Genomic DNA, 11,919 nt, shown 5'->3' on the forward strand with positions numbered 1-11,919 from the left:
CCCTTGGCGATGCAGTGTCCGTGACCACGGTGGGTACTGGCGATGCGGTCTTCATCGTTGAGGTGCATGCAGAAGCCGACGGCAGAAGCCTCCTCGCCAGCGTACAGGTGGACGAAGCCCGGAATCTCTCCCGTGGCAAACTCGTCATGGACGCGGTCCTCAAAGACCCGGATTTGACGCATCTTTCGATACGCCTGCAGTAACTTAGATTCACTCAGGCTCATGTGCTACTCCCTAATTCTGAATATTGAGTGTGACAGAGGTTTGAAAAAATGACTTTTTGTCATGCGCTTCATAGACAGATTCTATGCCAATTATTTTTCAATACTTATTTCAGTGATCTAGAATAATTTATAGTAACCAGAAAGTGGGGCAACACAGAATATATTTTGGGGCGTTTGGGGTATTTGTCCCATTCCAATGAACGAGATTTTGAAGACTAGAACCAATTTTTTATTAGCTCAATTGTCCAAGGATCGTCGCAAAGTTTGAACTACTCACAATGATAATTTTCGGTTAAATCCATATTTAAGATCTAATTATTGGAAAACATCTTGATACAAAAATTGATTCTGATTTTCTTTTTTAGTGAAGTTTTCTAAATTTAAACTTCCTAAGCAACCAATTAATAAAATCATTGAAAAAACTATTGAATTCTGTTATGAAATCGCCTAATTAAATGATCATTTGTGAACAAACTTTCAAAAAAAGTTTAATAAAGAATTTAATTTTTAAATCTAAATTAAGCTCAAGCCAGCCACACTGAAGAGTCTGAGAATTAACTCTGGTTTAGAAGCAATTGGGGGAGGAAAAATGAATCAGCGTCAAGACGTACTCCACGTTGAGGAGATTCAAAGTGTCATTAATGAGACCCACCAAGGGGATCGAGACCAAGAAATTCTTGATTCTTGGCGTCGATGCATAAATGTCCATGAACTTAATCCATTTGAGAAGAGATCTGCCTACATCCTCCCAGAAGAGCATCTTCGTGAACATGTAGATGAAGCTGAAGATTTATTGAGAACAGCCAGATTCGGCCTCGAAACTCTCTACCAGGAAATTGTTGGGCATAATTATGTGGTTTTGCTAACAAATTCCCAGGGAGTCACTTTGGATTATCTCTGTGATCCTGATAAAGAATCAGACTTTCGCAAAGCGGGTCTTTACCTAGGAGCAGAATGGTTGGAGGAACAAGTCGGAACTAATGGCATTGGTGCCTGCATCTTCACTGGGAAACCGATCACAGTTCACAAAACTGATCACTTTCATGCTTCCCACATCTCACTAACCTGTACAGCCGCGCCAATCTATGATCCTTTTGGCAATTTGGCAGCTGTACTTGACGTCTCAGCTCTACAAGCTCCCAGATCTAAAAACTCTCAATCGTTTGCCCAACAGCTAGTAAGTATCTGGGCCTCCCGAATTGAAATGGCGGCCTTAATAAACAATTACAAATCGGAGTGGCTTGTCACATTCAGCAAATCCTCAGTCTTCCTGGAGATTGCCCCTGACTACGCAATTTCATTAAATTCTAGTGGAAGGATCACTGGGATGACAAGTAAAGCATTGGCTCTTCTGAATCCCGAAAAGGGAAATCATAACGGTAATGAAGTTCTCAATGAACTTCTGTCCGATTACTTTGAATTGCGAATGGAAGAACTGCCTTTGATGAATCGGAACACTCCTGTTCATAAAAGATTGGTCCGGATGCACAATGGAGAAACTTACTTCATAAGTGCAACACAAACTAGACAACCAGTCAGAAACACCCTCGGAGATACACCTTACAAAGCTTATGGTGTGCTGCATGGGGGTGATAAAAAGATGGAGAGCATCGCGTGGAAGCTCGACAAACTTGTTGAAGCTGAAGTGAATATCCTACTCCAAGGTGAAACCGGAACGGGCAAAGAATTTCTTGCAAAGTACATCCATGGATTACGCAGAGTCCCAGGTCCTTTCATTGCGATTAATTGTGCAGCCATTCCTGAAAACTTAATTGAAAGCGAGCTATTTGGTTACGAGAATGGTGCCTTCACAGGAGCCAAAGCAAAAGGCAAAACCGGTCTCATCGAACAGGCGAATGGTGGATTTCTTTTCTTGGATGAAATTGGGGATATGCCACTGAATCTACAGGCTAGGCTGCTTAGAGTGCTTGCTGAAAAGGAGGTGATTCGAATTGGTTCATCAAAGACCAAGCAGATTGATATTCGGGTGATTTGCGCTTCGCACCGCAACTTGAGAGAGTTGGTAGAAGCCGGTGAATTTAGAGAAGATTTGTACTATCGTGTGGCAGGCATTACTTTCACGATGCCCGCTCTTAGAGAACGTGAAGACCTTAAATGGTTGATCAATCGAATTCTTGCAAAACAACATAGAGGCCAAAAAGAATCAGTAACCACTATCTCGGAGGAAGCTGAAGAGGTATTGCTTCAGTGTGAGTGGCCCGGGAATATTCGGCAGCTTGAAAACATCCTTGAATTGGCAAAACTTCTTGGGGAAGGACATATCAATATGTCAGACTTGCCCGAAGAAATTCAATTTGGAAGAAAAAGCCAATCTGATCCATCAAGAACTTTTACAACAACTTCTGAACAGGATTCTGAATCAATCTCACTCTACGATTTGCTGGAGGAAATGAATTGGAATATTTCAGCAGTCTCCAAGCGTATGGGATGTGATCGGAAAACAATTTATCGACATATGAAAAAAGCAGGGATTTCTGTAAAACGCCTCAGTCAACAGTGGACTGAAAATATGAACTAGGGCTGGTGCTCACAAACCAGATCGAGCGTTTTTCATAGCTAGATAGTGATCTCGATAACTTTGATAAAAAGACTGATAAAGACTATGAGTTTCAGGGTTTGGCTCGATCACCCTATCAATCTGCACCATTTTCCGAGCCGCACTTCCAATATCACTATAAGCTCCTGAACCAACTGCTGCCAAGATAGCTGAGCCTAAAGCTGGTGCGTCCGGAACCTTTGTCAAAGTCAATGGCAAATTGGAAACATCCGCGTGAATTTGTAGCCACAGATTCGATCTTGTAGCCCCTCCCGCCAAGACAACAGTTTCTGCTGCGAAACCATTATTCCTCATTGTTTCAAGGATCAATTCAGTTCCGAACGCAATCCCCTCTAGGGTGGCTCGAAATAGATGGCTGCGTCCATGTTTCAACGTTAGTCCACTAATGACGCCCCGCGAAAGAGGATCTGTATGAGGAGTTCGATTTCCCTGAAAATGCTCCTGAATAATAACGCCTTCTGATCCAGGTTCCAATTGAGCCGCCTCTTGGTTCAATTCTTCGAAGGATGGGTTGCCTAAAGTTCTGCGAATCCAACTGACCACAGAACCTGTTGAGGTTTGACCACCCTCAACCACATGCAGTCCAGGGATTACTGCATCAGCATATGTTCCCCAGATTCCCTGACCGTGGAAAGCCTGCGAACTCAACCCTAAATGGAGATGAGAAGAACCTGTAATAAATGCCAGACTTCCTGGATCCACAACACCAAGACCAATCATCCCAATAAAAGCATCAGCACCACCTTGAAGGACAGGCAAGCCCTCTTGGAGATCTAAATGCATGGCTGCATTTGATGTCAAGCCTCCAATTTCTTCGCCCAATCGAATAACTGTATCTGGCCATTTCTTCAACAATTCTGGCATCCCTAAATTTTCAACCATGCTACTCGCCCATCCACCCCAGCCAGGCCCATAGTGCCATCTTACTGAGACATTGTTGATGCTGGCAACTCGCTTGCCTGTCAGGTGAAGATTTAAGTAGTCTTGAAACTCACAAACAGTCTCTGCTTTCCGGAAAATTTCAGGCTCATTTTGATGAATCCATAATGACTTTGGAACCATCCACTCAGCACTGACCGGCCCACTTCCATTACTATTTACTTGTAGCGCTGGATCACCCGTTGCCAAGACTTGCTCTGTCTGCGGAGCAGAGCGCATGTCCATCCAAATTAAGGCGTTTCTCAGTGGCTTTCCAGCACCATCTAGGGCCACAACACTGCAACAAGTCGTATCCAGACAAAGACCTAAGATTTCCTGCTTACCAACTTTGGCATCAATCACTGCTTGGCGGACGGCCTCACCGAGAGCATCCCACCAGTCTTCTGGATCTTGTTCTGCCCAACCGGAAACTGGGAAATTAGTCGGATAAGAGACAGATGCAAAGGCTTGGGGGTTACCCAAAAGATCGAAGACTCCAGCACGAAGCGACTCAGTTCCGCCATCTACCCCAATGACATATTTTTTCTGCAAGTGTTCCCCTGAATTGTAAGAATCAAAAAAAATTTAAGCTGGGTCAGCCTGTAAAATTCTCAACAGTAGCGGTGCAGCTTCAATTTGAGGCACATGTCCAACTTTTGAAAGACGGTGTTGGGCAACCCAGCCAGGTAATCCATTGAGGTGCCTTACAGGGAGGATCAAGTCTTCTTCTCCCCAAAGTATGCGAACTGGCTGATTCAATTTGCACAATAAACTGTGGCCATCCCATTCCTGAGTTCCGGATGGGAAAATACTCTTTAATAGATCCTTTGCTTGAGCCCTCCTATTTGAGCTGCCAAAATTTTTCTTGGTTGCTTCAATCAAATCCTTACTAATCCATCGGAGATCATAAAATAGGCGAGACAGAGCAAGCTTGATTTCTGACTCTGAGAGTTCTTCTGTAAATGGCTGGACAGCAGACAAATTTATTTCAGTGCCAAATCCGACTGGAGCCAAAAGTGTCAACCGGCGAACCATATTGGTTTGCTGAGAAGCCAGATAAACAGCAATCGCCCCTCCAAGGGAGTGACCAACAATATCTACTGTCCCTAGTTCCAGTTCGATAATGACCTGTTCAAGGTGTTCAGCCAGAGCCTGTAATCCCCCATTTTCTTGCCAAACTTTGGACTCACCATGCCCAGGGAGTTCAAAAGCAATGACATCTCTATTACGGGATAAGGGACCGTGGATTAGTCTCCAGGAATGCAGATCCGCAGCAAAGCCGTGCAATAACACAAGAGGAGTCCCGCTTTGGTTTCCTCGTCTCAGAAAACGAACTCCTCCTGGCCCCATTTGTGGCCCGAAAGGTTGTTCAAATGAAGCCCCTTCGGGTTCATTTTGAAAAAATTTAACAACATCACATCTCTCAATTCTACCAGCAGGCCCAGTTCCTATGACTGACTTTAATTCGATGCCATCACGTTTGGCTAGTCTTCTTGCACCGGGAACTGCTCGGATAAGGTCCAGATCTTTTTCATCATGTACCAAGGAATGCGTTGGGTCGTATGAGGCAGGGGGAGATTTAGGTTGTTTTTGTGAGGGAGCCTGTTCCGTCTTAGCCGGAATCTCAATTTTTCTGGAACTTTTTTCTGAGGGATCAATAAGTGCTAGGATGTCGCCCACTTTTACTTTCGCCTGCTCTTCGACCAAAATTTCCAGCAGGGTTCCAGACTCCAGAGCTGGAACTTCGGCAACCATTTTATCAGTTTCCACTTCCAGCAAGGTATCCCCCCGCTCAAAACCCTCACCCTCCGAAAGATTCCAAGTAACAACAATCCCCTCCTCCATTGTCTCTCCAAGCCGAGGAAGTCTTAATTCAGTACTCATTTTTTTCGCATCAATTTGAGAATACTTTGTTTGATGCTTTCATTCGTGGGCACAGAAGCAGCTTCCAAAGCAGGAGCAACAGGAATCGGGATATCCTCTCCAGCCATTCGAAGGACAGGTTCTTCCAGATACTCAAAGTTTTCTTCCGTAATTCTGGCTGACAACTCGGCACTTACACCCGCTGTCAGGCAGTCCTCCGTGACTACAAGAACCCGCCCTGTCTTTCGAACAGATTTTGTGACTGTTTCCATATCCAGAGGATGTAGGGTCCTGAGGTCAACAACTTCCACCTGCACTCCCAACTCAGCCATTTGGGCCGCCGCCTCAAGGGAGCGTTGAACCATTCTGGAGTAACAGATAATCGAACAGTCATTTCCTGATCGACTGATCTTAGCTCTACCCCAAGGGGGAGCGGATTCAGGATTAAAGGGAAAGCTTTGAGCGTACAAACCTTTGTGCTCTAGAAATATAACTGGATCAGCAAGTGTCAGTGCATGTTTGATCAAGACGTAGGCGTCTGTCGCATCAGCTGGCATTGCCAAGTGCAATCCTGGAGTGTGCATTACCCAAGCTTCTAAACTTTGTGAGTGTTGAGCTGCTGCAGATCTACCTGTTCCACCTTGACTTCGCAACATCATCGGAACACTGATTTGTCCACCAAACATGTAGCGAATCTTGGCAGCCTGGTTCACTAGCTGATCCATCGCAAGTGTTATAAAATCGACGTACATCAACTCAGCCACAGGCCGCAACCCAGTCATTGCTGCTCCGACCGCCGCACCCACTAATATTTCTTCAGAGATTGGAGTATCTCTTACCCAGTCTTCTCCAAATTCCTGAAGGAGCCCCTTGGTAACCCCATATGCTCCTCCATATCGTCCAACCTCCTCTCCCAAGATCACGATAGTTGGATCAGCCTGCATTGATTCCTGGAGACCCAAACGCAGTGCATCCCGATAGGTCATTTCTTTCATCGAGAGTCCCCCAACAGGATATCAGAATACAATGCACGATCGATCCTTGATCCCACAGATTCTGGATGCGTCAAATTAGGGGCATAGACATCCTCGAACATTGAATTCAACACAGGTTCCTGAGTTTCCAAGGCAAAATTCAAAGCTTCATCCATTTCATCAGCAACTTTTTTATGCCAACTATCCATCTCAGAGACGGAGACTCCTTGTTCCAGTAAGCGATCTGCCTGGAATTTTAGGGGGTCTTTTTTTCGACCTTCCGCTTCCTCATTCTGATCTCGATAAGGGCTCTTGTCTTTCCTGGCGTGCCCATGAAAGCGATAGCAGTCAATTTTCATGAAAGCTGGTTTCCCTTCACGTGTCATCTCTAAAATTTCCATTGCCTCTTTTTTTACTTCTTCCACATCAAGTCCTGACATCTCTTTACCAACTAACCCAAAAGACTCGGCACGCTTTACAAACTCAAGAGAGGCACTCGCTTGGTCGAGTCTAGTTCCCATTCCATATTGATTGTTGATACAAACAAACAGGACTGGAAGCTTCCAGAGTGCGGCCAGATTCATACTTTCGTACAAATTTCCTTGCTGCATAGCGCCATCACCAAAAAATGCGACGGACACCGCAGGAACTTTAAGAAGTTGGTAACTCAACCCGGCACCAACTACATGGGGAATTCCACCACCCACGATCGCATTTGCCCCAAGATGACCTAATTTTCGATCAGCAATGTGCATCGAACCACCCTTACCTCGACAGTAACCTGCTTCTTTTCCAGCGATTTCAGCGAGCATTCTTTTTGGATCTGCACCTCGAGCCAGAAAAATTCCATGACCACGATGATGAGTAGTAAAACTGTCCCTGGGCTCCATCGCTTCAGCAACTCCAACCGCTGGTGCTTCTTCTCCAATTGATAGATGAAGCATGGTTCCTGCGCTTCCACCCTGAAGAAACAATTCACCCACTCGGTCTTCAAAAGTTCTAATCCGCAGGAGTTGCAGATATAAGAGACGGCTATTTTCAGAAATCATATGTAGGCAGATGCAGACGAAGTAGAGAAGAAAGTGTCAGTACCCATATGAGCACTGACAGGAGAAGGGTCAGATCTTACAACCAAGTTTTCTTACCCCATCAAAGAAGTTTTCGTATTATCGTTTTGGTTATCGATTAAAAGTTTCTGAACAATCTTGACACAAATTTCAGCAGGTTCATCTAAAGTCTTCTGTAAGGTCAATTCCCCAGAAACAGCATTAGATATATTTCTGCCAAGAGTATGGGCATTTTGTAACGTTCCTTCTCAGTAAAATTGGGGATAGCAGGTTTTCGTTTCACAGGCCAACATCAAGGTGAGATCTTGCCGTTTCAGAAGTCTTGAAGATTCCAATGTTGATTGGCTATAAGTCGTTAACAGCTCCTCATTGAAGCCTAGCCATCGTTTAGTTACGGGCCGATTCATCGGTGTAATATGAACGAGAGAAAGGATCTGAACCCCCTTATTCATTTGCTACGATCTCCTCTGAATAGATGGGTGAGACATTCGTTACAGGAATTAGCTCTAAAAAACCAAACTGCTTAATTGGGAACAATGCCCTCCAGAAGCCGTTTGAATGCCACCATTCCGGGGTCATCCAATCCAATTGACTTGTCCTGAAAAATGCGGGCTCTGCCAATTTGGCAGGGCTTATCCCTAAATTCTTCTATCGTTTGCTGAACCACCTCAATCAGATCCAAGAGACCTGTTTCTGGAGCACTTTCCAATTTCTTCTGTGCTGCTGAGAGTGCGTCCAAGACTGTCTTCTGACCCAACTCTGCTTTTCCACGCTGTTGCATTGCCTCCAGTGCCACCTTGAGTAGACCAGCCCACTCACTTGAATCCATTTCTGCCTGCCCCTTCTTCTGCTTGGCCATTGCCATCAAACCTGTAGCAAGGATGGTCCCGTAACTGGAGCCACTGGTTTTGGTAAAGGCCTGGGCACACTTTAGCAGCGCCATTCCCCAATCATCAGGAAGTTCTTCCCGAATTTCCAGAAGTTGCCGGCTCCCACGAACCATTGTCACCCCAAGATCTCCATCCCCAAGTTGGGCATCCAGGCCGTTCAGTTCCTCTGCACTTGACTCTAGGTGCTCAGCCAACCGGGGTAATTGGTCTTGCAACCAAGAAACTTTCATCATTTTACCTGCCAAAAAGCACAGCTCGCAGGTGCCTGCATTAATGCCTCTCTTTCCTGATTTAAGAAACAAAAAGTCATAGAAACGCCTGACATTTCCATTGAAGTTGCGTAACGCCCAACAAGTGGCATCACTATAGTGGCTCCCAGGTCTTCAACCCGCTTTTTGACAACTCTGTAGAGGATGTAGAGTTCCTCAGGAGGAGTAGCACCGAGACTATTAACCATTACTGAGAGCCGATCACCTGAGTCAATCGCCCGATCTGCAATCAACCGATCCACCATCTCATGAGCAATATCATCTGCAGGTTTGAGCTTGTCTCTCCATACTCCAGGTTCCCCATGAATACCCATTCCCATTTCCATCTCATCCTCGGCAATCTCAAAGGTCGCTTTACCTGCTTGTGGAATTGTGCAAGGAGTCAATGCGGCCCCAACACTACGGCAGGAATCGGCGGTTTCTTGGGCAATTCGTGTCACTTCCTCCAACGATCGCATTTGTTCAGCCGCAGCTCCTACGATTTTGAAAGCGTATACCATTCCTGCAACACCTCTACGTTTCTCACCTTCCTCTGGTGGAGCAGAGGAAACATCATCTGCCAGGAGAACAGTGGTGGATTGGATATCTTCCTCCATTTCCAGTTGCTCTCCAGCCATATCGAAGTTCATCACATCTCCCCCATAATTTCCGTAGAGACGTAACACTCCAGCACCCGCATGAGCAACTTTCATCGCTTCAGCCATCTGCTCGACGGAAGGAGAAGCGAACACATCTCCGATTGCACAAGCATCTAAAAGCCCATGGCCCACATAACCTGTAAACACAGGCAGATGTCCTGAACCACCCCCCGAGACAATACCAACTTTACCTGGTCTTTGAGACCCAGCCCGGGCAATGACTCTCCCACCTTCGCCGGTCTGTCTGTAAATCTCTGGGTGAGCTGCACACATTCCCACCAACATTTCATCAACGTACTTGTATGGGTCATTCAACAATTTCTTCATCAGATTCCTTTATTACTTGTGTGGGATGCACCCTGAATATTAATTTTCTCCAAAGATCAGAAATCAAATCAAAGTCTTGACCATACCGCCATCAACGTTGATTGCCTGACCAGTTATGAATTTTCCGTGTGGTGATGCCAAGTATGCAACCAATGCTGATACATCTTCTGGATCTCCATAATGGCCCAGAGGAATGTTTTGGTTAGCGAATGCCTCAATCGCATCTGGACCAGGCATACCAAGAAAACCTCCCAATTGATCTCCCAAACCACCTGGTTCTTCCCAAAGTGGCCCTTTGATTGGACCTGGACACACAGCATTGACCAGAATTTTATCTCCTGCGAGATAATTAGCCATGTCCTTTGTAAGCATGTTCAGTGCGGCCTTGACTGAGTCATAATCAACCAACCCTCCCGGTTGCTTTCCAAAAATGGAAGAGATGTTGATGATTCTTCCTCCACCTCTTTTCCTTAAATTCGGAATTGCAGCTCTGGAGGCATGCAAAGGGCCAAAGTACATCAAGTCCATACTTTCTCTGATCACCCCTTCATCGTGACTGAGAAGATCACTCAATTGCCCCGCACCAGCATTATTAACTAGGATGTCCATGCCCCCAAAGTGAGCTACTGACTCATTTACGAATTTTTCATTCTCTTCACGCTTCCGAAGATCAGCTTCTACAGTCAAAACCTTGACTGTATCACTTCTCAATCTGTTGGCAACTTCCTCCAGTTTAGCTTTGTTACGCCCACAAAGTGAAAGATGACACCCTTCTGAGGCTAGCATTTCAGCACAAGCTTTGCCTAACCCTCTGCTTGCACCTGTGATTAAAGCAACTTTTTCCTTTAATTGAAGATCCATGTTCTTATCCCTGTAAAGATCGGAAGTGAATGAAATCTCAGTAGATCACCTATAAAAATTTGGAAAGGTTGCGGACATGGGTTAATTCCAATTCGGATAGCCGCTTCCCTCAAATACTATTCATTTGAATCAGATAGCATGATCCCATGCTTAGCGGCCGCACCTAAAGCCTTGCTGACGTCGATTACTCTGGGCCCTAGACGATCCATACTTAATCGGACGTTATCAACAGCTCTGAACTCAATTTCTCTTTCTCCATCAAGAGCAATCACTCCTCGGTCGATGGTTGGAGCCCAGGAGCTTCCAAGTTGAAGTTCGTCCCATCTTTTAATTCCAAGTTTAGCGAACAAACCAGGTGCAATCGGAGCCATAACCTTTTGGGTGGCGTCTGGATCCATTTGCACTCCTAGACCATGATCTTCATCCCGCCCAACTGGATTCACCAACGAAGCGATTGAAGAAAGTCCGATTGCCTCGCTTGATGCAAAAGTCACATACAGTTCTCTGAGCTGCTCAACTTGCCAAACTGCTTTTGCAGCGACAAACATATCTGCACTAATGCAAGCATCTACGAGAGCCATACCCCTTGTTTCACCATTAACTTCAACCAACAGTCTTTTCTCACGTCTGGTAACATCGTCGAGGTTTAACCTTTCGGTCGCAACCAAACCCGCTGCCAAACCGCTGAGGGTAGCTTCCCTCAATTCTGGAAAACTGTTGTTTGTCCCCGTCGAGAGTGTTGCCATTGGGATGTCACTACATTCCTCAGCAACTAGGCGATGAGTGCCATCTCCCCCCAAGACTATCATCGCGCGAATACCAGCTGCTACCATTGCACGGACAGATAATCTGGTGTCCTCAGGGGTCTCCATGATGTCTGTGTCCGTAAATTGAACAGGCAGCAATCGCTTCCCCTCAGGAGTCTGACCGAATCGCTTAATGACAGTAGCTATACCTCCCTTATCCGGCATCATCCAAGCTTCATCAACCCCACATACTGTCAGTGCACCCAACAATCGTTGGATCATGTTGCACTTTTCAGCTGTCGGGAAGACAGAAGCTTTTGAGATGACTCTTCGAATATCCCGCCCAGAGGCAGGGTTTGCCAGAATTCCGACACGAATTGGCCGGCTCACCTCTTTGGGCGGATCTTGAAGTCTCACTTGAGCGCCCTGACAGCCTCAGCGATCTTTTCTGGACTTGGAATGTAGAGATCCTCCAATACATCCGAAAATGGCGGCGGACAGTGCGGTGCCGTCACCATCTTCACTGGACCCTTCAACGAACCAAAGGCCTGCTCCGTCACCTGA

General features: G+C 45.8%; 11 protein-coding genes. 1 reads left to right on the forward strand and 10 read right to left on the reverse strand.

The annotated features are described in order from the left end of the window. Positions 1-224: thiamine pyrophosphate-dependent enzyme (locus P8O70_08655; GenBank protein ID MDG2196947.1), on the reverse strand; the 224-nt coding region annotated here is incomplete at its 3' end. 589 nt (positions 225-813) lie between these two features. Here P8O70_08655 and P8O70_08660 point away from each other — a divergent pair. Beyond that, positions 814-2,763: a sigma-54-dependent Fis family transcriptional regulator gene (locus P8O70_08660; GenBank protein ID MDG2196948.1), complete on the forward strand. Its 1,950-nt coding sequence runs from the start codon at positions 814-816 to the stop codon at positions 2,761-2,763. A gap of 9 nt (positions 2,764-2,772) precedes the next feature. Here the strand turns inward: P8O70_08660 and P8O70_08665 are convergent, their stop codons facing one another. The 9 genes from P8O70_08665 to P8O70_08705 form a co-directional block, all read right to left on the reverse strand. Next, positions 2,773-4,272 (reverse strand): FGGY-family carbohydrate kinase, encoded by a 1,500-nt coding sequence (locus P8O70_08665; protein ID MDG2196949.1) that lies wholly within the window; start codon positions 4,270-4,272, stop codon positions 2,773-2,775. 33 nt (positions 4,273-4,305) lie between these two features. Then, positions 4,306-5,604, reverse strand: coding sequence for an acetoin dehydrogenase dihydrolipoyllysine-residue acetyltransferase subunit (locus tag P8O70_08670; protein ID MDG2196950.1), 1,299 nt, complete (start codon positions 5,602-5,604; stop codon positions 4,306-4,308). After that, on the reverse strand, positions 5,601-6,578 hold the full coding sequence (locus P8O70_08675) for an alpha-ketoacid dehydrogenase subunit beta (protein MDG2196951.1): 978 nt from the start codon (positions 6,576-6,578) through the stop codon (positions 5,601-5,603). Before P8O70_08675 ends, P8O70_08670 begins: the two co-directional genes overlap by 4 nt. Continuing rightward, complete coding sequence (locus tag P8O70_08680) at positions 6,575-7,606, reverse strand: thiamine pyrophosphate-dependent dehydrogenase E1 component subunit alpha (protein MDG2196952.1); 1,032 nt, start codon at positions 7,604-7,606, stop codon at positions 6,575-6,577. The genes P8O70_08675 and P8O70_08680 overlap by 4 nt, the downstream gene beginning before the upstream one ends. Before the next feature lie 541 nt (positions 7,607-8,147). Continuing rightward, entirely contained in the window at positions 8,148-8,747 is a 600-nt protein-coding gene (locus tag P8O70_08685) for a dihydroxyacetone kinase subunit L (protein ID MDG2196953.1), read from the reverse strand. Beyond that, positions 8,744-9,748 carry a dihydroxyacetone kinase subunit DhaK gene (locus tag P8O70_08690; GenBank protein MDG2196954.1) on the reverse strand — a complete coding sequence of 335 codons (1,005 nt, stop codon included), beginning with the start codon at positions 9,746-9,748 and terminating at the stop codon, positions 8,744-8,746. Before P8O70_08690 ends, P8O70_08685 begins: the two co-directional genes overlap by 4 nt. Before the next feature lie 63 nt (positions 9,749-9,811). After that, on the reverse strand, positions 9,812-10,609 hold the full coding sequence (locus tag P8O70_08695) for an SDR family NAD(P)-dependent oxidoreductase (protein MDG2196955.1): 798 nt from the start codon (positions 10,607-10,609) through the stop codon (positions 9,812-9,814). A gap of 116 nt (positions 10,610-10,725) precedes the next feature. Then, a complete protein-coding gene (locus P8O70_08700) occupies positions 10,726-11,772 on the reverse strand; it encodes an NAD(+)/NADH kinase (GenBank protein MDG2196956.1) in 1,047 nt (348 codons plus the stop codon). Continuing rightward, positions 11,769-11,919, reverse strand: a 151-nt coding sequence (locus P8O70_08705; GenBank protein MDG2196957.1) for a transketolase C-terminal domain-containing protein, incomplete at its 5' end; no start/stop codon positions are given. The genes P8O70_08700 and P8O70_08705, both read right to left, overlap by 4 nt.

Source organism: SAR324 cluster bacterium, assembly GCA_029245725.1.
Taxonomy (GTDB): domain Bacteria; phylum SAR324; class SAR324; order SAR324; family NAC60-12; genus JCVI-SCAAA005.